We start from the raw sequence: 19,507 nt of genomic DNA, 5'->3' as shown, positions 1-19,507 counted from the left end.
ATGCGCGCCGTCGTGATCCACGCACCGAAAGATCTGCGGATCGATCTCTATCCGGATGCAGCGCCCGGTCCGGGTGAAGTCCGCGTCAAGATCGCGAACGGCGGCATCTGCGGGTCCGATCTGCACTACTATCATCACGGCGGCTTCGGCGTCGTGCGCATCCAGCAGCCGATGGCGCTCGGGCACGAGATCGCGGGCGTCGTCGCAGCCGTCGGTGACGGCGTCACGAACGTGAAGCCGGGCACCCGCGTCGCGGTCAATCCGAGCAAGCCGTGCGGCCAGTGCCTGCATTGCCAGGAAGGCATGCGCAACCAGTGCCTCGACATGCGCTTCCTCGGCAGCGCGATGCGCTTTCCCCATGTGCAGGGCGGGTTTCGCGAATTCATCACGGTCGATGCGGCGCAGGCCGTTCCGATCGCCGACAAGCTGTCGCTGGCGGAAGCCGCGGTCGCCGAGCCACTCGCGGTGTGCCTGCATGCCGGCAAGCAGGCCGGGCCCCTGCTCGGCAAGCGCGTGCTGATCACCGGCTGCGGCCCGATCGGTGCGCTGATGATTTTGGTGTCGCGCTTCGGCGGCGCGGCCGAGATCGTGGTCACCGATGTCGCGGAGGCGCCGCTTGCGGTCGCCAGGAAGCTCGGCGCCACTCACGCCATCAACGTCGCGGCCGATGCCGCCGCGCTCGATCCCTGGCGCGCCGGCAAGGGCGTGTTCGACACGCTGTTCGAAGCCTCCGGCAATCAGGCCGCGCTCCGGACCGCGCTCGATGTGCTCAGGCCCGGCGCCACGCTCGTGCAGCTCGGGCTCGGCGGCGAGATGACGCTGCCGATCAACTCCATCGTCGCCAAGGAATTGCAGCTCCGCGGCACCTTCCGCTTCGATCCCGAATTCGAGCTGGCGGTGCGGCTAGTGGGCGAAGGTCTGATCGACGTCAAGCCGCTGATCACGGCGACCATGCCGTTCGAGAACGCGGTCGCCGCCTTCGAGCTCGCCAGCGACCGCTCGCAGTCGATGAAGGTGCAGCTGACGTTCTGAGGCCTATTGCTGCGGCTGGTTCTCGATCATGCGATCGCTGACCAACCGCACGGCGCCCCGTTTCCACGAATAGTCCGCGCCGAGGCGCAGGCCGCTGTCGCCGCGTGCCAGCACCGCGCCGGTCCTGGCGTCGCGCACCTGAAAGCCGAGCGTGTACTCGGTGCGGCTGACCCGCCGCACCACACCAATGAGAGACTGATCCGCACCGAGCCCTTGTGCAATGGCAGCCTCACAGCCGTTGCAGTCGCGCAACGCGCGCGCCTTCACCGCCTCCCCGCCGATATCGACGATGCGGTAACGGCCGGATTGACCCAGCGCCTCGCGCACGCTGCCGGTGACCTCGGCCAGATATGACGCATCTGACGTGGCTGACGCGCCCGCCGAAGCGGCGGTCGTATCCTCCAGTTCGAAATCGAACACGGCCAGTGCGATCGGCGCGGGCGTGGCGAGCGCGGCCATGATCTCGCGGGACACGAAGATCTCGGCGCGCTCCCAGGATTCATCATTGTCCCCGCGGAAGGTGTAGAGCTTGTCCATCACGATCTTTTTGGCACTGACGTCGATCACGGCGACCTTGGCCCATTGCACCAGCGTGCTCGTCTTCTGGATGCCGCCGATCACCTTGAACGCGGCGCCGTCCTGGGCCGAGGGCACGAGCCGGTAGCGCCGGTCTCCGCCGATGTCTTGCCGGAGCGCGGCCATGAAGGCCGCCAGCCGTCGCTCGTGGGCGGCGGTCTGGTTGGCGGGCTCCGCCGACGTGTCGGTATAGCTGAAGTCGTCCATGGCGATGCCGATGGCGGTTTCGGCGCCGGCCGGCGCATGAAACGCCGGAATTAGGAGAAGGAGACAGACTGAGAGGATCAACCGGCGCAGGTGCATAAATGTGCCTCGTGTGACGGTGCGGCGCGCCAATCTGGACGGCGCAATCAAGCCATGCAGCGGCGCCGGTCCCGGCGATGGCCGGGAAAATTTCACGACGGTGCACCGCACTCACGCCTGGCGGCTTTGCGCCGGATGCGTTCTGCCGTTTAATGCGGACGCGACAAACCCGTTCGCACCAGGTGCCCGCCGATGTGGAACCGCTCGAGGTTCGATCTCAAAGTCCGTCTGACGTTGCGCGTGGCCGCGATATCGGCCGCCTGCTTCGCCGCGATCTCCGCTTATTTCCTGATTACGGCCGACCGCGCGGCGCATGCGCGCCTCGACGATATCGCCGCGATCGTGGCCAAGACGCTGGAGCTGCAGCAGGGCAAGATCCAGTGGGTGGCGAGCCCCCGCTCGGACTTTCCCAACCTCGACCCCGTTTCGGCTTATGTGATGACGCCCGGCCTGTGCCTGGCGTTCCGCGGCACGAGCGGCGACATCCTCCAGCGTTTCTGCAGCGGCGCGCCCGCCCCGGCGAACCCGCCCCCGCAAGCTTTCACGGCCTTCTATCGCAGCTTGTTCGACCCTGGCCGCGAAGCCGCACGGCCTGTGATCGTGCGCGGAGCGAAGCTCGGCGACGCCGTCGTCTCGGTCGAGCCGGCCGTGCAGACCGCGGAGGCCTGGCACGAGGCCGGCCGCCTGATGCTGGCGCTGGCAATCGCGCTGCCGCTGCTCTGCGCGCTGGTCTACGCCGCATTGGCACGCGCGCTGCGCCCCACCCGCATGATCCGCACCGGCCTCGAGCGGATTGCCGCCAACGACCTCACCACGCGGTTGCCGCCGTTCGACCTTGCCGAACTCTCCGCGATCCGCGACGGCTTCAACCATCTCGCCGAAAGCCTCGAGACCGCGCTTGCCGAACGCAGCGAGCTGACGCGGAAGCTGATCGCGCTCCAGGACGAAGAGCGCCGCCATCTCGCGCGCGAGCTGCATGACGAGTTCGGCCAGTCGCTCGCGGCCATCCGCGCGCTCGCCTCCTCCGCCCGGCAGACCGCCGCGCAGGACTGCCCTTCCCTGCTTGGCGAATGCGACGGCATCGCGCGGACCGCAACCGGCATGATGGAGACGTTGCGCGGCACGCTGTTCCGGCTGCGGCCGCCCGATGTCGAGGAACTCGGGCTCGTCGCCAGCCTCGAAGGCCTCGTCGCGGGCTGGAACGGACGCAGCCGCGGCGAGACGCGCTTCTCGATCCGGTTCGACGGCGCATTCGAGACCCTGCCGGCCACGATCAGCGCCAGCCTCTACCGGATCGTGCAGGAGGCGCTCACCAATGCCGCCAAGCATGCGGTCGCCACGCGGGTCAGCCTGGAATTGACGATGGGGGCCAGCGAAATCGCGCTGGCGATCGACGATGACGGACGCGCGAGCGATCCCGTCGCGAAATCCGGAATGGGCCTGCTCGGCATGCGCGAGCGCGTCGCAGCCTTGCGCGGCCAATTGAGCTTCGAGGCCGCGCCGAACGGCGGCTCCGCACTGCGCGTGGTCATTCCGCTCGCAGCCGCCGATCGGCCGCCGCTGGAGCATGCCGCATGAGCGCGGCCGATGCCACCATTCTGCTGGTCGACGACCATTCCGTCGTCCGCGAAGGCTATCGTTCCGTGCTCCAGAAGCAGCCGGGACTTCGCGTCATCGCCGAAGCCGCCGACGGCGCGGAGGCCTATCGTCTCTACAAATCGGAGGCGCCCGACCTCGTCATCATGGATCTGAGCATGCCCGGCATCGGCGGCATCGAGGCGGTCAGGCGCATCAGGCAGTGGGACAAGAGCGCGAGAATCCTCGTCTTCACCATGCATGAAAATGCCGGCTTTGCCGTGCAGGCGATCCGCGCCGGTGCCAGGGGCTATGTCACCAAGACCAGTCCGCCGGAGACGCTGGTGCGCGCCGTGATGGACGTGCTCGCCGGCAAGATCGCGATTAGTCCCGACATCGATCATGAGCTCGCGCTGAGCCGGCTCGCCGGGGAAAGCTCTGCCGCCGACGTCCTCACGCCGCGCGAGTTCGAGGTGCTGCGGCTGCTGCTCGCCGAGAACACGACGGAGGAGATCGCCGAGACGCTCCATGTCAGCCCGAAGACGGTGGCGAACCTGCATTCCCTGATCAAGGACAAGCTCGGCGTCGGCTCCGACATCGAGCTGGTCAGGCTGGCGCTGCGCCAGGGCATCTTGACGGAGGTCGATCTCGGCGAGGCCTGATCGCTCAAGCCAGATAGCGCGTGAGATAGCCTTCCATGGCGTAGAGCGCACAGAGCGCGAGGCTCGACCACACCGCGGCCGTGAAATACAGGAACATCCAGGTCAGCTCGCCCTTCCAGTGCGCGATGTCGTGGGTCACGACCCAGCGCGTCGAGACGTCATGCAGGCCTTCGAGGAAGCCGAGCAACCTGTTGCCCTCTTCATGCCCTGCCCGCCAGCGGCTGAGATACATCGGCACGTCGACGGTGACGAGGAAGGCCAGGAAACAGGCGATGCCGACGATGCCGGCAATCAGCGCCCAACGCACCGGTCCCTGGAATTCCGGCATCAGCCGGCACAGCGCGATGCCCGCGAGGAAGAAAGTCACCGCCCACAGCGAGTTCTCGATCGCGTTGAAGAGGAAGTTGGTCGTCACCACCGCATACCAGGAGAAGCACTCTGCGACGATGATGATGGGCACGATCACCCACGCGATGTTCACGACCGTCTCGGCGCCCGTCATGGTTCCGAGCTGATGCAGGATGACCGCCCATTGCGCGGCGAAGCACAGTTCGGCCACGGTCGCGACCGTGCGGCCGACGAAGACGCTGGAGAGCCAGGTGTCGAACAGGCAGATGCGCTGCACGTCGGCGCGCGGCAGGAACGAGCGGAAGGCGCAGCCGAAGACATAGCCGGCGCAGAGCAGGAACATCAGCCCGATGTCGGAGCCGCCGCCGAGACTGCCCGCAACGGTCGGGTAGAACTCGCGGTACAGCATGACCCAGACGAGAATGTTGGCAGCACTGACCAGCGTCAGGGACCCCCACCACCACGCGAGGGGATTTGTCCGCGCCTGCCACTGCAACATGAATCGCTCCGCTGTAGTCGAATATGACATCCAAGGTAGCAATTCTGTCATAAATCCGTCGTTCCAAGCGACAAAAACTTCGTTATCGCGCTGTCATAATTGACCCGCGCGCTGTCATATTCGTCGTTGCGGCGATATCCGGGGGCCCTCGTCGAGCCCCCGGACGAGCATTGATCGTTAGGTCTTCATCCCATCCACATACGCCGCGAGCTTGTCGAGCGTCTGGTAGCCGTATTCGACGGCACCGAAGCTGATCATGCCATCGCGCTGCGCCGTGCTCGACGCCAGCTGGCGCATCATCAGAACTGTCTTGCCGTTGCTCTGCTCGGCAAAGGTGATGGTGAAACGGAACAGTCCGGGATCCTCGTCCTGGTCGGTGCCATGGTCCATCTCCATCAGTGACGGTCGCTCGATGCGACGGAATCGCATGCGGTTCGGGTAGACGGTGCCGTCGGGACCGATCATGTTGAAGCGCCAGACGCCGCCGACGCGCACGTCGATTTCGAAGGTCTCGAGCTTGAAACCCTTTGGGCCGAACCATTGCGGCAGGTGCTTCGGGTCGGACCACGCTTCGAACACCAGATCGCGCGGTGCGTCGATCACGCGCGACATCACGATCTCGCGGTCGAGCGACCATTGCGACAGGGCGGGATTGGCAGAATTCGTCATCATCAGGAACCTTTCCGTTTGATCGTCTTGTTACTTGTCTTGGACGGCCGCTTGGCAGCCGTCCGCTCTTTCTTCAGCTTCATCACATAGGCTTCGAAGCGATCGAGCCGCGCCTCCCAGATCGCACGCTGGTGCTGGAACCAGTCTTCCGCAGTGAGGAGTGCGTCAGGACTGAGGCGGCAGGTGCGCACGCGGCCGGATTTCTCCGACAGGACGAGCCCGCTCGTCTCCAGCACGTGGATGTGTTTCATGAAGCTCGGCAGCGCCATCTCGAAGGGATCGGCTAGCTCGCCGACCGATGCTTCGCCGGCGCAGAGCCGCATCACGATCGCCCGCCGGGTGGGATCGGCAAGGGCCGCGAAAACCTGATCGAGTCGGGATAATTGGTTAGCCATGGAGCTAACTATAGAGCTGCCGCCATCTGGCGTCAATAATTGTTAGCCAATTAGCTAAGTTATTTTTTTGCCGACTCGTAGCCTGGATGAAGCGAAGCGTAATCCAGGGCCGCTCGCTCGGCTGCGGCACTTTCCCGGATTGCGCTTCGCTTCATCCGGGCTACAAACCACTCGCGCGGAACCCACCACGCGCAATCGTGAATAGGGAGGCACGGTCCTTCCCGCTACAAGAGACCGGGGGCGCATCGAATCCTGCGCCAGAGCCGTGCCGTCTGTTGTCACCTCATCGTATCTCACCCGACGGGCGCTCGCCCGGGCTGCGCTCGTTCCCCTCGCGCTTGCCTGGCCGCGCGGGGCCGCCGCGGATTCCGACATGATCGCGCAGATGCGCGACATCGTCGCGAACGAGTTGGCGCCGACCGCGACGCCGGATCAGCCGGGCGGTCTGGCCGTTGCGCTTTATGCCGGCAGCCAAGTCGAGTTCTTCAACTACGGCTTTGCCGACGACGCCACGCAAAGGCCAATCACGCCGGACACGCTGTTCAACCTCGGTTCCCTGCGTAAGCCGTTCGAGGCGACGCTGGTCGCGCTCGGCACCCTCCGCGGCGAGCTGCGGCTCGACGATGGTCTGGCGAAATATCTCCCGGAGCTCACCGGCGACTATGTCCGCCGCATCACCGTCGGCGAGCTCGTCACGCACACCTCAGGCATGCTGCTGCCGACCGACCATCCACCCTGGCCGAGCGACACGTTTTCGCGCGCGCAGCTCATCGACATGTTCAACAGCTGGCGACCGCAAGCCGGCGAAGTGCCGGGCAAGCAGCGCGCCTACAGCCACGCCGGCTACGTGCTGCTCCAGCTCGTGCTCGAGCGCTGTTACGGCGCTCCGATCGCAACCCTGTTCGAACAACGCATCCTCAAGCCAATCGGCATGAATGCGACCTCCGTGCCCGAACGCGGCGAAGACGGTCGCGCCATCATCGACGAGGCCTGGATGCAGCGGGCGGTCCAGGGCTACTCGGATCAGGGCATGGCGATCGGCCCGATCGGCAACCAGCAGAGCTATTTTGATTTCCCCGGCACCGGCCAGATGTTTTCGTCGCCGCGGGACCTCGCAACATTCGTTGCTGCCTGCGTTGACGGGCGGTCGATCGATCCGCAGTTGCGCGAGGCATTGCGGATGACGCAGCACGAGATTTTCCGCGTCGACGACAAGTTTGGACAGGGAATGGCCTGGGAGACGGTGCGTCTTCCAGGGGTCGCCGTCGTCGACAAACCGGGTGGGCTCAACAACGCTTCCGGCTATATCGGCCTCGTGCCGGCACAGCGGATCGGGATCGTGCTGCTCGCCAATCGGGGCGAATATCCCCACGAGATCGCGCGCTACAGGATCCTGCCGGCGTTGGCGCATCTGGTAGCATCGCACTAAACCCGCCTAGGAAACAGAAAGCCCCGACTGAGCCGGGGCTTTCCACGCCAGGGATGGAACGGGATGCTCAGTACCTAGCGACGACCGGTCCGCCGAACTTGTAGTTCACGCCGACGCGCACGATGTTCGACTTGAGATCGACCGAGTGGGTGAAGACGTTGGTCGGAAATGCGCCGCCAAGCAGATTGGTGCTGGTCACGGTGCTGCGTCCAAGATCGACGTAGAGATATTCGGCCTTGAGCGACCAACCACCGCCGACGGCGTATTCGGTGCCGACGCCCGCGGTCCAGCCGAGGCGTGTGTCGCGGATAGCAGCCGACTCCGTTGCCGCGGCGAACGTGTCGGTGAAGTTGAAATTGCCCTTCACCTCGGCGATGGCCGCGCCGCCGGTGGCATAAAGCAGCCAGGTCGGAGCCGCGAGGAAGCCGATGCGGCCGCGGATCGTGGCGAGCCAGTCGGCCGAGACCTGCGAGGACACGGTGAAGCCGGTCGGGGCGCAGCAGGGATAGAGCGCCGAACCCGTCGCGCTGCCCTTGAAGCCGAAATAGTTGATGTCGCCTTCGAGGCCGAGCACGGCGTTATTGAGTTGCCAGTTGTAGCCGGCGGTAAAGCCGCCCGTGACGCTGGAGCTGTTGACGCGCTGGGCGCCGACTGCCGCAATCGCGGAAACACTGGAGCTCGCGAAATAGGCGGCGGGATCGAACGCAGTCGAGGTGGCCGGATCGGCGCTGCCCCATTGTCCGCCGACATTGCCGCCGACGTAAAAGCCGGTCCAGTTATAGGCCGTCGCCATCATCGGCGCTTTGGTATAGTGCGCCGCGAGGTCGGCAGCCTGCAAGGATGCGGAGCCCAAGACAACCCCGGCAGCCGCCAGCAAAAACTTCTTCATTCCAGTCTCCTTGCCTCACGCGATTGATCTCGGGTTTCGAATGCGCGCGGGCGGAAGTTGTCCGGCGCAGATCGGGCATAGGGCGTGGACTGCTTGCCGTCTTGGGCTGCGGCGAAGTTCATAGGGACTGTGACGTAGTGCGGGCCGTGCGGCGCGCGAACGCGCGACGGGTGTGACCGAGGGGCCACGAGTTATCCCTCATCCGCGACGCAGGACGCACGGCCGTGTCGCATCGCGACAAGAGCGCTAAACGCGATTCGAATCCCAGCGTCTCAGACCGAACGCGTCAGTCCGCCGTCGACGCGGATATTCTGTCCGGTGATGTAGGCCGCGCCGTCGGATGCCAGGAACGAGATCGTCGCGGCGATCTCCTCGACCTTGCCGTAGCGCCGCATCGGCACGCTGTCGCGGCGCGCATCTACCTGCGGCAGGCTGTCGATCCAGCCCGGCAGCACGTTGTTCATGCGAATGTTGTCGGCGGCATGGGTGTCGGTGAAGATCTTCGTGAAGGCGGCGAGGCCGGCGCGGAACACCGCCGAGGTCGGAAACATCGCGCTCGGCTCGAACGCCCAGGCGGTCGAGATGTTGATGATGGCGCCGGCCTTCTGCGTCTGCATGATTGGCATCACCAGCCGGGTCGGACGGATCACGTTGAGCAGATAGGTATCGAGGCCGGTGTGCCACTGCTCGTCGGTGATCTCCGTGATCGCCGCCCGGGGCCCATGGCCCGCGCTGTTGACGAGCACGTCGATGCGTCCCCATTTGGTCATCGCCCCGTCAACCAGCCGCTTCAGATCGTCGTTCGATTTGTTGGAGCCGGTGATCCCTAACCCGCCGAGCTCGGCTGCCAGCGCCTCGCCCTTGCCGGAAGAAGACAGGATGGCGACGCGAAAGCCGTCGGCTGCGAGCCGGCGCGCGGCCCCTGCCCCCATGCCGCTGCCACCGGCGGTCACGAGTGCGACCTTCTCTGCTGCCATCTCTGCTGCCATGACCGATCATCCTCTATGATATCGTGGAGGCGAGCCGCAGGCCCGGCCTATCATGAGGCCTTCTACCGCCGGACCAGCCGGAAGGTCCACCGTCGAAAGCGACCTGAAAGATGAGCGATTTGCAGATCCGCAATCTGCGCCCCGAGGAGATCGCCATCGCGGTCGACTGGGCCGCGGCGGAGGGCTGGAATCCGGGCCTCTCCGACGCGAACTGTTTCACGATCCCGGACGCGAAGGGCTTCTTTGTCGGCGAGATCGACGGCGAGCCGGTCGCGACCGTCTCCTGCGTCAATTACGACGATCGCTTCGCATTTCTCGGATTCTACATCGTGCGATCGGGTTTTCGCGACAGAGGCCACGGCCTGCGCGTCTGGAACGCGGCGATCGCGCATGCGGGCACTCGCGTGATCGGCCTCGACGGCGTCGTGGCGCAGCAGGACAATTACAGAAAGTCCGGCTTCCAGCTTGCTTACGCCAATGTCCGCTATGGCGGCTTCGTCGCCGCGCCACCGAGGCCGCCCGCCGATGTCGTTGCGCTCGACACGATCCCGTTTGCGTTCGTTGAAGCCGACGATGCCACGGTGTTCCCGGCTCGGCGCGGCGCCTTCCTGCGTGCCTGGATCGGTACCTCAGGACATGTCGGTCGCGCGTTGCTGCGCGACGGCAAGCTCGCCGCATGGGGCGTGATCCGGCCGTGCCGGGCCGGCCGTAAGATCGGCCCGCTCGTCGCCGACGACCGCGCGGCGGCGGACGCAATCGTGCAGGCCCTGCTGGCGAGCACAAACGGCGGCGAGATCTTCCCCGACGTCCCCGCCGTCAATCGCGAGGCGATTGCGCTCGCGGAAAAGCTCGGGCTGAAACCGGTGTTCGAGACGGCGCGGATGTACACAGGACCGATCGCGCGGCTGCGGATCGACCGCGTCTTCGGCGTGACCAGTTTTGAGCTGGGCTAGCTCAGTAGCAGCGCATGATGTTGACGGTGTGCTCGCCGCCGCCGCGGCCGGGCACAGTCACCTGCTCCGTCGGACAGCTCGGCACGTAAGGCCGGTCGGACGGCACCACGTTCGGCGGGAAGCGATGCGTCCAATCCCAGGGAACGTCGTACGTATAGGTGTAGCGAACGTCGCTGGAGACGGGCTGGGCGGTCTCGGCGAAAGGCTGACCGTAGCCTGCATTGTCATAGTAGAACCCGCCGCCGCCCGGCCAGTAGACCCAGGGCGTGTTGCGGCCACGGAACCTGGCGCCCGGCGCAATCGGCGGACGCACCGCCGGACCGGAAGGCGTGGCGGCATGTGCGACGGCGCCGCCGGGTCGGGCAAAACTGTCGCTGGGAGCGAGGAGCAGCGCGGCTGCGCTGAGCGAGGCGAGCAACGCCCCAAATGATCTGGACATCATGATACGCACCAACTCGTTTGGCTTCGCGGATAGCGGCTCCCCGCGACACGCTAGGCCGGGCTGTCGCCCACCCGCAAACGTATAATTAATTATTGGTTAAGGCACGGGATTAACAGGGAACAGACTGCGGCAAGACGCCCGGATTCCGGCGGATGTCGCTCGTGTTCCGGGAAAACGGACTTCATAACCAGTTGATCGGAGTTGATCGCTTCGGCCGAAGACACCCGGAACGCTCCCGCACTGCGGTCGTTGGCTCCCGACACCAGCAAGGAGCATCTCCAATGCAGAACAAATCGAAACTCCTCTGTCTGATCACGGCTTCACTCGTCGCGGGCACGGCGGCCGCCTCGGCCCAGGGCTATGATTGGAACGGACCGCGCGCGGGATGGGACCGCACCGCTCCCGCTTACCAACCGGTTCAGCCACGCGCGTACTATCCGGATGTCGCCGGACCTTACGGTGCGCTCAACGGCACCAACCATCCGGCGCCGAGCTCGACGCAGGGCGATGTCGGCCCGGAGGGCAACAACAACGGCACCGTGACCGGCGTCTATCGCAGCTGGTAGCGCTCGCTCACGACGTGGCCCATCGTCCATCACGGACGATGGGCCTTCGTGCGTCAGCGGCCCTGCTGCTTGCGCAGCCAGTCCAGCATATCCTGCGGATTTCCGGTGCCCTGCGACACGATGGCGGTGTTGCCGCCGCTGCGGCGATAGACCGTCGTGCGCCCAGGCTCCTTCTCGATCTTGACCTCGGCCTGCGCCGGATCGCCGCTCTGGGTAATGACGGACGTGCCATTCTCGTCCTGAACAATTGTGGTATGGCCGTCACCCGACTCGCCAGCTCCGGCCGGCCCGGCTGTCATCGCCGTCATGATGCTCATTCCTGCTGCAAGTACGATGAACCTCATGTTGCACCTCGCCTTCGCGATCACCGGCTGAACTGAAATATCGACAGCCAGTTGAAGCGCCCGAATTGTCGCACCGTTCCCGTGTTCATATCTCCGATCTGGAGCAGGAGGGCGTTGGTGGAATTGCCGACCTGAGTGATGTCGGCAATATTGCTCACGCCCGACTGACCGATCGCCACATTGGTGGTGCCACCCACCTGGATCACATCGACATAATTGCGCGTGCCGTTCTGGATGATCGTCGCATCGACTGTTCCCGTACCACCGATCTGGATGACACGCGCAATATTGATGCGGCTGTTCTCTTCGATCGTGACCGGCTGGACATCGTTGCCGAATTGCACGATCGTTTCGATGCTGACGTTCCGGTTTGTCACGCCGCGCTGGACGGATCCGGCGGATGCCTCGGACGCGACGCTGACGGCGAACAATGCCGCCAATGCCAGGAGTAGCCTAGCGCATTTCATCGCTTGCCCCCATTCCATTTCTGACGACGAGGTCGCGCCGGCTCAATGGCTATTCTGGACAACAGTCGCCGAGTTGAACGCACCGAACTGGGACAGGAAACTGCTGGTGGACTGGCCGGCCTGGCCGACAAACGCGATGTTATTCACGCCCGCCTGCCCGACCGATGCCGATGCCGTCCCGCCGAATTGCAGGATTCCGGTCGCGTTGTTCGTCCCGTTTTGAGTGACGGTCGCGCTGGTGCTGCCGCCGATCATGAACACGCCGGCCATGTTGAGCTGGCTGTTCTGGTTCAGCACGACCGGCGGGCCGCCGAGCGACACGATGGTCTTGATGTCGGCGGTCTGGGCACCGGCCGAGCCGGCGCCCACGCAACACAAGGTGAGAAATGCGCCACAGGCGGCGCCTGAAAAATGCCTCATGACGTGCCTCGCTATCGAAAAAGATTTGCGATCAAGGAGTCTGCTGCAAAATCGTCGAGCCGTTCAGAATTCCGAGCTGTCCGACGGCCGCCGCGTTGTTCGCGCCGATCTGGCCGATCAGGCTCGAATTGGAGCCACCGGCCTGGCCGAGTAACGCGGTGTTGGACGCCGTCGCGGTGGTGCCGCCCTGCCCGATTACCGAGGTGTTGACGGTCAGGAGCGAACCCATCTGCAACGTGGTCGCAGTATTGGTGGCGCCGAATTGCATCGTGGTGGCGCTGTTGTTGGTGCCGCCACTCTGCGAGATGAAGGAGTTGTTGGTGGTGCCGAATTGCAGCACGCTGGCCGAGTTGCCGGCCTGGGCATCGACGGCGGTCAGCAGGCTGAACGCGACGATCGTGGCAACGAGATATTTTTGATGCATGACATTTCCTCCGCGAAAGTCGGCGGACAAGCTCTTACCGAGTCGTCCCGCCCGAGGCGGTGCTTTCAAGGATGGCACGGACGCGCCGCAGTTGACGCGTCCGGCCAAACGGGGCTGGCTTAGTGCGCCGTCTGCGAGACGGTGCTGCCGTTGATGCCGAACACGCTGAGCTGTCCGACGGCGGCGGCGTTGTTCTGGAGCGCGGCAGGCCCGAACGAGTTCTGGGTGATCGCGCTGCCGTTGTTGCCCAACGCAACCTGGCCCGTCGTCGCCGAGTTCTGCACGCCGATCTGGTTCACCGTGCTGCCGTTGTTGAGCGAGACCGCGCTGGTGCCCTGCATCGTGGTCGCACTGTTGATGATGCCGAGCTGGCTGGTCGACGAGGTGTCGTTGGTGAGGCCCTGCTGCGAGACGCTGGAACCGTTCACGGCGCCCACTTGCACGGTGGTCGAGGTGTTGGCGGCCTGCGCGGCGGAGGACAGGGCGAGCACGGCAACGGAAGCAAAAAACAATTTGCGCATGGAATATCCTTTCTGGCTAAGATCTCTGACTGGGTTCGGATGCCGTCTTGAAGGAGGCCGACATCGCAGGACAGACTTTGAACCGATCGTGCTGCGTGCGACAGACTGCAGTTCATGCTAATCGGTACGGACTAGACGTTGCACGGCGGCTTGGTGCCAGCGGCACTAGCTGTAAGGTTGTCCCGTGCCGGTTCGTGCCGTCTCGTCTTCGCGTCCCATGCTGTCGACCAACCGCACCACCTCGATCGGCGAGCGAAGCTCCAGCTTTCGCATCATCCTGGTGCGATGGACCTTGGCCGTCACTTCGCTCACCCCGAGTCTCGCTGCGATCTGCTTGGCGACGAGACCTTCGGCCATCAACAGCATGATCTCGCGCTCCCTCGCCGTCAGCGTCTCGACGCGCTGGCGAGCTTCGCGCACGCTATCTTCGCGTTCGAGCCGCCTGCGGTCGCGCTCGATGCCATGCCTGATCGCGTCGAGGATCTCCTGCTCGCGAAAGGGTTTTGGAAGAAACTCGACTGCGCCGCGCTTCATGGCCTCAACCGAGACGCGGACGTCGGAATGGCCGCTGATGAAGACGATCGGGATGAGCACGCCGGTCTCGGCGAGCCGGCGCTGAAGCTCGAGGCCGGTCGGCGCCGTGCCGGGAAAGCGGACGTCGAGCACGAGGCATGAAGGTCCGCCGGAAATACTCTCCCCGAGAAACTCGTCGGTCGACGCAAACAATTTCACCTGGTGCCCGGTCTCCTCGCAGAGATTTCCAATCGCAGTTCGAATCTGAATTTCGTCGTCAATAATATAAACTGTAGCTTGACCTGAACTCATGGCAACGGGCTCCCCGGCTTGGGGCTCGATGAACAAGCAACGAGCCATCCATTCTTCTTGCAAGCGAGATCAAGGTGCTTGGATGAATTCGCGGGGATCGGGCGAGTCGCTCCGATCCGCCGCTTCGACGTCTTAGAGCCAACACCCGTTCAAGACGAGTGAAGGCGTTCACACATCGGGTTTCGTGATTGGGGGGATTCGCCCTCGCGACCTGCGGCATCATGGCGAGGCGCAATATCGACAATGCGACAATCGGGAGCGCAACGACCGGGAATGCGACGATCTGGCGTCGGAACTTCGGTATCGCCGACTGCGTCATGGCGTCGCCACCCACGTGCCGACTTGAACGCCCAGCGCTGGCCGCTTCGGCCAGAACAGACGGGACGTTCAGTCAGCTTGTCGAGTTCGATACCGCGCGCGTCATATCGATACGCTCCGTATGCATTTCCGGCAAGTCACGAAAGACAGCACCCCGCGGACTTTACTTCTGGATCATCAAGCGCGCCCGACCGTCGCCCCTACAGCGGCGACACACTGACGATCGACTGCGTTTTCTGAGATTTACAACCATAGCGCGTTTACAACCATAGCGCGATATTTGTCCTTGCCGCCAACGATGCCATTTCAAGAGGCGGGTTTTTGATATGCGATTTGTGCCAGTTATTGCCTTGCTCGGAACTGCATGTGGCCTCGCCGCGGTCTACGCCGCCCGGCCAGCCGTGATCAGCGACGCGGCCGGGAGCGCCGCGGAGAAGGCGGCCCGCGCCTATGAATCGACCCAGCGGCTGCTCAAACCCGTCGGGCGGGACGCACGGAGCTTCGGATCGGACGCCCCCGTATTCCGCTATGCCTCGATCCAGCGCGGCAGCATCGAGCAGACCATCACCGTCACCGGCGCCCTGCAGCCGGTCAAGACGATCGAGGTGGGTTCCCAGTTGTCCGGGCAGCTCGCCCGGGTCTATGTCGATTTCAACGACACCGTCACCAAGGATCAACCGCTCGCCCTGATCGATCCGCGCAGCTTTGCGGCCAAGGTCGACGAAGCCAGGGCGGCGGTGGCGGTGGCGAACTCCTTTGTCGACATCGAGCGGGCCAAGCTCGACCGCGCCAGGATCGATCTGCAAAACGCCAGGGGCAGCAGAGACGTCCTCGTAGCCAAGCTCGACAGCGCGCAGGCGGTCAAGGCGTCGGCGCAGAAGACCTTGCAGCGCAAGCTGGCTCTACAGTCACAAAACGTCGTGGCGGTAACGGCGGTGGATGACGCCCAGACGGAGTTCACCGCGAGGCTTGCCCAAGAGCGCGAAGCCGAAGTCCTCATGTCCCTGAACGCCTACTCAGTCGACGGCGCGCAGGCCGATATCCGCCGGATCGAGGCGGAATTGCAGCAGGCACGCATGGCCGTGCCGGAGAAGGCGGCCGTTCTCGCTGCCGCCCAGGCCGATCTCGACCGCACCGTGATCCGCTCGCCGATCGATGGCGTCGTCGTTGGCAGGTTCGTCAACGAGGGCCAGACGCTCGCGGTCGGACTGGAATCGCGCACCACGTTCGTGGTCGCGCACCGACTGGAGGACATGGAAATTCACGCGCAGGTCGACGAAGCCGATATCGGGCGTATCGCCCCCGACCAGCGCGCCCATTTCACGGTAGATGCCTACCCGGACCGCCGCTTCGAGGCGGTGGTGCGGCAGGTGCGCAAGGCACCGCAGAACCAGCAGCACGTCGTGACCTACACCGTCGTCCTGGCGACCTCCAATCTCGACGGCGCGTTGCTGCCCGGCATGACGGCCCTGGTGAAGATCGTGATCGAGCGGCAGGATGACGTGCTGAAAGTGCCGCTTGCCGCGTTGCGCTTCCAGCCCTCCGGCACGCAGCCGGATGCCGCGGCGCGCAGCGGGGTGTGGGCGCGCACCGCAAGCGGCTCACTCCGGCGTATTCCCGTGACTGTCGGCGCGGCCGGCACCGAACAGGTCGCGCTCAGGAGCGGAGACCTCGTCGAGGGGAGTCAGGTCGCCGTGGGTCAGGCCATCCGGCCAGCCGGCATGGAGTTTCTCGGCATCAGGTTCGGATCATGACGGCCCCCCAGCCCCTCATCAGCTTGCAGTCGGTCTCCAGGACCTATCGCGCCGACGGAGTAGCGGTGGCTGCGGTGCGCAATGTCAGCTTCGACATCGAACGAGGCGAGATCGTCGCGGTGATGGGACCGTCCGGCTCGGGAAAATCGACGCTGATGAACATGATCGGGCTGCTCGACCTGCCGAGCGAGGGTGCGCTCTATCTCGAGGGAGCCGACGTCGCCGATCTCTCGGAAGACCACCGGTCGTCCCTGCGCGCCCGCAGCATCGGCTTCGTATTCCAGTCCTACAATCTGCTCGCTCGCCACAATGCGATTGAGAACGTCGCGCTGCCGCTGGTCTATTGCGGCATCAGCCGCAAGGAGCGTCTGGCCCGCGCCGAGCAGAGCCTGGAGGCTGTCGGCATGGTGCACCGGGCCCACCACTTCCCACGGCAGCTCTCGGGCGGTGAGCAGCAGCGCGTCGCGATCGCGCGCGCTCTGATCGCCTCACCACTGATCGTGCTCGCCGACGAGCCGACCGGCGCGCTCGACAGCCGTACCGGCGCCGAGATACTGGCCCTGTTCGCCGCGCTCAACCGGACCGGCCAGACCATCGTGATGATCACGCATGATCCTGGGATCGCGACGCAGTGCCGGCGCACGATCCGCCTGCATGACGGCGAACTCGTCGCTGACGAGACGCCGGCTCCGATCCTGCCGAAACGGAGCGCTGCGCCATGACGATGCTCCAGGGCTTTCAGATCGCTTTGCACGCCTTGCGCCTCAATCCGTTGCGCAGCATCCTCACCATGCTCGGCATCGTGATCGGCGTCGCCTCCATCGTGACCGTGTTTGCGATCGGGTCCGGCGCGCAGCTTCGCCTGCAGGAGCAGATCCGCTCGATCGGCGCCAACGTGCTGATGATCAACCCCGGCGCGGTCTACCAGGGCGGCGTGCGTCTCAAGGATGGCAGCAAGCTGACCATGACCGAGAGCGACGTGCAGGCGATCCTCGAGCAGATCCCCGAGATCCAGGCAGCGGCCGGTTCGATTGCAGGAACGGCGCAGGTCATTCACGAGAGCAAGAATTGGAACACGACCATCAACGGGACGACGACCGGGCACTTCATGGTCCGCGACTGGCAGCTTGCGACCGGGCGCTATTTTTCCGGCAGCGAGGAGGCAGGCGCCGGCAAGGTCGTGATCCTCGGCAGCACGGTAGCGCATGAGCTGTTTGCGCCCGGCGAGGACCCGATCGGCGCACAGATCAGGATCATGAAGGTGCCGCTCGAAGTGGTCGGCGTCCTCGATCGCAAGGGACCGGCGCAGGACGACGTTGCCTTCGTGCCGCTCACCACCGCCAAGCTGCGCTTCCTCGGCAGCGCAAGCAACATCAACCGGGATTCGGTCGCCTACATCATCGCCAAGGTGGCTGCGGACGGACAGATGGCGGGGGCGCGAACGGAGATCGAAAACCTGCTGCGGCAGCGGCACCGTATTCCCGCCGGCCAGGAGGACGACTTCAAGGTCCAGGATCCGGCTGCAGCCATGGAAGCGCAGCAGGGAGCGATCCGTACCGTCGCGCTCCTGCTCGTCGCCATCGCCTCGGTCTCGCTGCTGGTCGGCGGCATCAGCATCATGAATGTCATGATCGTGTCGGTCACCGAGCGCACGCGCGAAATCGGAATCCGCCGCGCGCTTGGCGGGCGGATGCGGGACATCCGGCTTCAGTTTCTCTGCGAGGCGCTCGTGCTCTGTCTGCTCGGCGGGGCGATCGGCGTCGGTGCCGGCGTCACGCTCTCGATGACGGTCGCGCGCATGGCAGGATGGATCACCTCGATCGACGGCCAGGCGATCGGCCTTGCCCTCGCCTTCTCGATCGCGACCGGCCTGATCTTCGGCTTTTATCCCGCCCACAAGGCATCCAAGCTCAGCCCGATCGAGGCACTCAAGACGGAGTGAGAACATGCTGGGGTGTTCGCGTCGACCAAAGGCCACGGAGGAGCAGTCATGAGTCCGGATTCGAAACATCCGATCACACCAACGCCACGCGAGCGGGACCTGATGATGCTGATCGCACGCGGAATGCAGAACAAGAACATTGCGTACGAGCTCAAGATCTCGGAGAACACGGTGCGGGCGCATATCGGCAACATCATGCGCAAATACCGCCTGCAGAACCGGACCCAGATCGCGATCATCTTTGCCCTGCAGGCGGCGCCGCCATCGCTTCGCCGCAACCTGGCCAATGGCGGCCGCAATTCCACGGCGGCAGCGCCGGCTAAGGCGGTCGCGCAGAATACGCCGGTGCCGACCGCGCCGGATTGACCGCTCCGGCCACAATCCCTTGCGTCGTCTCAGACGAAACACCCAAGTCCGGGGTCAACGGACCGGCGACAAAATATTTCTCTTTATTAGAATTCGGATTTTTGTTAGAAATTTCTCACTCCGGCCCAAGGAAGAGGGGCGTATCGCGATCGTCACGAACGCGGGCCGGACGGCGGTGGACGTTGGTCACATCGGCGCGAAGGATTCGCAGGGCGGGCAACCGTGAGTGAAGGCTTCGCGCACACGACCGGTGTGATCGGCGTACGGCGAAATCGTGTGGTCCTGGCGCCCGGGGTCTGTGCGCCAAGCGTTGCGGTGATGTGGGGTGCCCAACCGGGCACACGGATCAGCCATCCGCAAGGCGACGGGGGCAATAGTGCATCGCTCCCCGGGGAGAGCGCGACATAAGCCGTAAAACCACTGCGCAGGGAAGGCCGGATGTTTTGGCTTCACCTGTATGCCGCTGTGCATTGTTCTTACGACAATCTCGCACAGTGGACCGCGGGTGCCAGCCGGCACCCGGTCTTCCCTGCGCCCTCTTTCAATCGAGGGTGAGGCGACGAAGCAAAGCTCGGGCGAACAAGCCGCGAGGACGCGAAGGTGCGTCTGCGAGTGAAATGTGAATCTAAAGAGCGACGCGCTTGCCTACACTCCGTCATTGCGAGCGCAGCGAAGCAATCCAGTCTGCCGCCGCGGAAAGATTCTGAGCCTCCCCTAAATCGGTGGACACCTATAGCTTAGACAGCAAGAGGTGTCAGATGACGAAACGGCAGCGACGTTCTTATTCGGACGAGTACAA

23 protein-coding genes are annotated in these 19,507 nt (G+C 64.6%); 10 read left to right on the top strand and 13 right to left on the bottom strand.

The window, feature by feature from the left end; all coding sequences use genetic code 11:
- The gene (locus tag ABIB90_RS29395; protein WP_354201849.1) at positions 1-1,032 is read left to right on the top strand and encodes an L-idonate 5-dehydrogenase; all 1,032 of its coding nucleotides are present in this window, start codon (positions 1-3) and stop codon (positions 1,030-1,032) included.
- A gap of 3 nt (positions 1,033-1,035) precedes the next feature.
- Here ABIB90_RS29395 and ABIB90_RS29390 read toward each other — a convergent pair whose 3' ends face one another.
- The gene (locus ABIB90_RS29390; protein ID WP_354201848.1) at positions 1,036-1,911 is read right to left on the bottom strand and encodes a DUF3280 domain-containing protein; all 876 of its coding nucleotides are present in this window, start codon (positions 1,909-1,911) and stop codon (positions 1,036-1,038) included.
- A 192-nt stretch (positions 1,912-2,103) separates the two neighbouring features.
- Between ABIB90_RS29390 and ABIB90_RS29385 the strand changes: the two genes are divergently transcribed.
- Together ABIB90_RS29385 and ABIB90_RS29380 are read left to right on the top strand one after the other, a co-directional pair.
- Positions 2,104-3,489 carry a HAMP domain-containing sensor histidine kinase gene (locus ABIB90_RS29385; protein ID WP_354128530.1) on the top strand — a complete coding sequence of 462 codons (1,386 nt, stop codon included), beginning with the start codon at positions 2,104-2,106 and terminating at the stop codon, positions 3,487-3,489.
- A complete protein-coding gene (locus ABIB90_RS29380; RefSeq protein ID WP_007603140.1) occupies positions 3,486-4,148 on the top strand; it encodes a response regulator in 663 nt (220 codons plus the stop codon). The genes ABIB90_RS29385 and ABIB90_RS29380 overlap by 4 nt, the downstream gene beginning before the upstream one ends.
- A 4-nt stretch (positions 4,149-4,152) precedes the next feature.
- Here the strand turns inward: ABIB90_RS29380 and ABIB90_RS29375 are convergent, their stop codons facing one another.
- The 3 genes from ABIB90_RS29375 to ABIB90_RS29365 all read right to left on the bottom strand — a co-directional run bounded on the left by ABIB90_RS29375 (position 4,153) and on the right by ABIB90_RS29365 (position 6,059).
- On the bottom strand, positions 4,153-4,995 hold the full coding sequence (locus tag ABIB90_RS29375) for a hypothetical protein (RefSeq protein WP_354201847.1): 843 nt from the start codon (positions 4,993-4,995) through the stop codon (positions 4,153-4,155).
- A 177-nt stretch (positions 4,996-5,172) separates the two neighbouring features.
- A complete protein-coding gene (locus ABIB90_RS29370) occupies positions 5,173-5,664 on the bottom strand; it encodes an SRPBCC family protein (RefSeq protein ID WP_354201893.1) in 492 nt (163 codons plus the stop codon).
- Between the two features lie 2 nt (positions 5,665-5,666).
- Positions 5,667-6,059, bottom strand: a complete 393-nt coding sequence (locus ABIB90_RS29365; protein WP_007603136.1) for an ArsR/SmtB family transcription factor — start codon at positions 6,057-6,059, stop codon at positions 5,667-5,669.
- Between the two features lie 373 nt (positions 6,060-6,432).
- Here ABIB90_RS29365 and ABIB90_RS29360 point away from each other — a divergent pair, with 373 nt between their 5' ends.
- Positions 6,433-7,488, top strand: a complete 1,056-nt coding sequence (locus ABIB90_RS29360) for a serine hydrolase (protein WP_354201846.1) — start codon at positions 6,433-6,435, stop codon at positions 7,486-7,488.
- A 67-nt stretch (positions 7,489-7,555) separates the two neighbouring features.
- On the opposite strand, the gene ABIB90_RS29355 is transcribed toward ABIB90_RS29360, so the two are convergent.
- Both ABIB90_RS29355 and ABIB90_RS29350 read right to left on the bottom strand, forming a co-directional pair.
- Entirely contained in the window at positions 7,556-8,377 is an 822-nt protein-coding gene (locus ABIB90_RS29355) for an outer membrane protein (RefSeq protein ID WP_354201845.1), read from the bottom strand.
- Positions 8,378-8,649: 272 nt separating this feature from the next.
- On the bottom strand, positions 8,650-9,354 hold the full coding sequence (locus ABIB90_RS29350) for an SDR family oxidoreductase (protein WP_354201892.1): 705 nt from the start codon (positions 9,352-9,354) through the stop codon (positions 8,650-8,652).
- Positions 9,355-9,476: 122 nt separating this feature from the next.
- Between ABIB90_RS29350 and ABIB90_RS29345 the strand changes: the two genes are divergently transcribed.
- Entirely contained in the window at positions 9,477-10,319 is an 843-nt protein-coding gene (locus tag ABIB90_RS29345) for a GNAT family N-acetyltransferase (RefSeq protein ID WP_354201844.1), read from the top strand.
- Between the two features lies 1 nt (position 10,320).
- On the opposite strand, the gene ABIB90_RS29340 is transcribed toward ABIB90_RS29345, so the two are convergent.
- Positions 10,321-10,761 (bottom strand): hypothetical protein, encoded by a 441-nt coding sequence (locus tag ABIB90_RS29340; RefSeq protein ID WP_007603127.1) that lies wholly within the window; start codon positions 10,759-10,761, stop codon positions 10,321-10,323.
- A 281-nt stretch (positions 10,762-11,042) separates the two neighbouring features.
- On the opposite strand from ABIB90_RS29340, the gene ABIB90_RS29335 reads away from it, so the two are divergent.
- Positions 11,043-11,327 (top strand): hypothetical protein, encoded by a 285-nt coding sequence (locus ABIB90_RS29335; protein WP_007603125.1) that lies wholly within the window; start codon positions 11,043-11,045, stop codon positions 11,325-11,327.
- Positions 11,328-11,380: 53 nt separating this feature from the next.
- Here the strand turns inward: ABIB90_RS29335 and ABIB90_RS29330 are convergent, their stop codons facing one another.
- The 6 genes from ABIB90_RS29330 to ABIB90_RS29305 all read right to left on the bottom strand — a co-directional run bounded on the left by ABIB90_RS29330 (position 11,381) and on the right by ABIB90_RS29305 (position 14,328).
- Complete coding sequence (locus tag ABIB90_RS29330; RefSeq protein WP_007603124.1) at positions 11,381-11,671, bottom strand: hypothetical protein; 291 nt, start codon at positions 11,669-11,671, stop codon at positions 11,381-11,383.
- A 20-nt stretch (positions 11,672-11,691) separates the two neighbouring features.
- On the bottom strand, positions 11,692-12,111 hold the full coding sequence (locus tag ABIB90_RS29325) for a curlin (protein WP_283843468.1): 420 nt from the start codon (positions 12,109-12,111) through the stop codon (positions 11,692-11,694).
- 69 nt (positions 12,112-12,180) lie between these two features.
- On the bottom strand, positions 12,181-12,558 hold the full coding sequence (locus ABIB90_RS29320) for a curlin (protein ID WP_354201843.1): 378 nt from the start codon (positions 12,556-12,558) through the stop codon (positions 12,181-12,183).
- A gap of 31 nt (positions 12,559-12,589) precedes the next feature.
- Positions 12,590-12,982, bottom strand: coding sequence for a curlin (locus ABIB90_RS29315; RefSeq protein ID WP_035994727.1), 393 nt, complete (start codon positions 12,980-12,982; stop codon positions 12,590-12,592).
- 119 nt (positions 12,983-13,101) lie between these two features.
- Positions 13,102-13,503: a hypothetical protein gene (locus ABIB90_RS29310; RefSeq protein WP_007603123.1), complete on the bottom strand. Its 402-nt coding sequence runs from the start codon at positions 13,501-13,503 to the stop codon at positions 13,102-13,104.
- Positions 13,504-13,668: 165 nt separating this feature from the next.
- Complete coding sequence (locus tag ABIB90_RS29305) at positions 13,669-14,328, bottom strand: response regulator transcription factor (RefSeq protein ID WP_354201842.1); 660 nt, start codon at positions 14,326-14,328, stop codon at positions 13,669-13,671.
- Positions 14,329-14,972: 644 nt separating this feature from the next.
- Between ABIB90_RS29305 and ABIB90_RS29300 the strand changes: the two genes are divergently transcribed.
- The 4 genes from ABIB90_RS29300 to ABIB90_RS29285 are packed head-to-tail and all read left to right on the top strand — an operon-like array spanning position 14,973 to position 18,708.
- Complete coding sequence (locus ABIB90_RS29300) at positions 14,973-16,400, top strand: efflux RND transporter periplasmic adaptor subunit (RefSeq protein ID WP_007603121.1); 1,428 nt, start codon at positions 14,973-14,975, stop codon at positions 16,398-16,400.
- Positions 16,397-17,122 (top strand): ABC transporter ATP-binding protein, encoded by a 726-nt coding sequence (locus ABIB90_RS29295; RefSeq protein WP_354201841.1) that lies wholly within the window; start codon positions 16,397-16,399, stop codon positions 17,120-17,122. Before ABIB90_RS29300 ends, ABIB90_RS29295 begins: the two co-directional genes overlap by 4 nt.
- Entirely contained in the window at positions 17,119-18,342 is a 1,224-nt protein-coding gene (locus ABIB90_RS29290; protein WP_106944263.1) for an ABC transporter permease, read from the top strand. The genes ABIB90_RS29295 and ABIB90_RS29290 overlap by 4 nt, the downstream gene beginning before the upstream one ends.
- A gap of 48 nt (positions 18,343-18,390) precedes the next feature.
- Entirely contained in the window at positions 18,391-18,708 is a 318-nt protein-coding gene (locus ABIB90_RS29285) for a response regulator transcription factor (protein ID WP_035994724.1), read from the top strand.
- The last annotated feature ends 799 nt before the right edge of the window (positions 18,709-19,507 follow it).

The organism is Bradyrhizobium sp. JR4.1 (genome assembly GCF_040548605.1).
GTDB classification, from domain to species: Bacteria; Pseudomonadota; Alphaproteobacteria; order Rhizobiales; family Xanthobacteraceae; genus Bradyrhizobium; species Bradyrhizobium canariense.
This window is presented reverse-complemented; position numbering and strand designations above follow the sequence as displayed.

Coding starts and splice junctions, on each gene's coding strand:
- ABIB90_RS29335 (WP_007603125.1), top strand. CDS start 11,043: ATGCAGAACAAATCGAAACTCCTCTGTCTGATCACGGCTTCACTCGTC.
- ABIB90_RS29315 (WP_035994727.1), bottom strand. CDS start 12,982: ATGCATCAAAAATATCTCGTTGCCACGATCGTCGCGTTCAGCCTGCTG.
- ABIB90_RS29355 (WP_354201845.1), bottom strand. CDS start 8,377: ATGAAGAAGTTTTTGCTGGCGGCTGCCGGGGTTGTCTTGGGCTCCGCA.
- ABIB90_RS29295 (WP_354201841.1), top strand. CDS start 16,397: ATGACGGCCCCCCAGCCCCTCATCAGCTTGCAGTCGGTCTCCAGGACC.
- ABIB90_RS29370 (WP_354201893.1), bottom strand. CDS start 5,664: ATGACGAATTCTGCCAATCCCGCCCTGTCGCAATGGTCGCTCGACCGC.
- ABIB90_RS29330 (WP_007603124.1), bottom strand. CDS start 11,671: ATGAGGTTCATCGTACTTGCAGCAGGAATGAGCATCATGACGGCGATG.
- ABIB90_RS29345 (WP_354201844.1), top strand. CDS start 9,477: ATGAGCGATTTGCAGATCCGCAATCTGCGCCCCGAGGAGATCGCCATC.
- ABIB90_RS29365 (WP_007603136.1), bottom strand. CDS start 6,059: ATGGCTAACCAATTATCCCGACTCGATCAGGTTTTCGCGGCCCTTGCC.
- ABIB90_RS29360 (WP_354201846.1), top strand. CDS start 6,433: ATGATCGCGCAGATGCGCGACATCGTCGCGAACGAGTTGGCGCCGACC.
- ABIB90_RS29380 (WP_007603140.1), top strand. CDS start 3,486: ATGAGCGCGGCCGATGCCACCATTCTGCTGGTCGACGACCATTCCGTC.
- ABIB90_RS29305 (WP_354201842.1), bottom strand. CDS start 14,328: ATGAGTTCAGGTCAAGCTACAGTTTATATTATTGACGACGAAATTCAG.
- ABIB90_RS29395 (WP_354201849.1), top strand. CDS start 1: ATGCGCGCCGTCGTGATCCACGCACCGAAAGATCTGCGGATCGATCTC.
- ABIB90_RS29290 (WP_106944263.1), top strand. CDS start 17,119: ATGACGATGCTCCAGGGCTTTCAGATCGCTTTGCACGCCTTGCGCCTC.
- ABIB90_RS29300 (WP_007603121.1), top strand. CDS start 14,973: ATGCGATTTGTGCCAGTTATTGCCTTGCTCGGAACTGCATGTGGCCTC.
- ABIB90_RS29375 (WP_354201847.1), bottom strand. CDS start 4,995: ATGTTGCAGTGGCAGGCGCGGACAAATCCCCTCGCGTGGTGGTGGGGG.
- ABIB90_RS29285 (WP_035994724.1), top strand. CDS start 18,391: ATGAGTCCGGATTCGAAACATCCGATCACACCAACGCCACGCGAGCGG.
- ABIB90_RS29350 (WP_354201892.1), bottom strand. CDS start 9,354: ATGGCAGCAGAGAAGGTCGCACTCGTGACCGCCGGTGGCAGCGGCATG.
- ABIB90_RS29310 (WP_007603123.1), bottom strand. CDS start 13,503: ATGCGCAAATTGTTTTTTGCTTCCGTTGCCGTGCTCGCCCTGTCCTCC.
- ABIB90_RS29340 (WP_007603127.1), bottom strand. CDS start 10,761: ATGATGTCCAGATCATTTGGGGCGTTGCTCGCCTCGCTCAGCGCAGCC.
- ABIB90_RS29385 (WP_354128530.1), top strand. CDS start 2,104: ATGTGGAACCGCTCGAGGTTCGATCTCAAAGTCCGTCTGACGTTGCGC.
- ABIB90_RS29320 (WP_354201843.1), bottom strand. CDS start 12,558: ATGAGGCATTTTTCAGGCGCCGCCTGTGGCGCATTTCTCACCTTGTGT.
- ABIB90_RS29390 (WP_354201848.1), bottom strand. CDS start 1,911: ATGCACCTGCGCCGGTTGATCCTCTCAGTCTGTCTCCTTCTCCTAATT.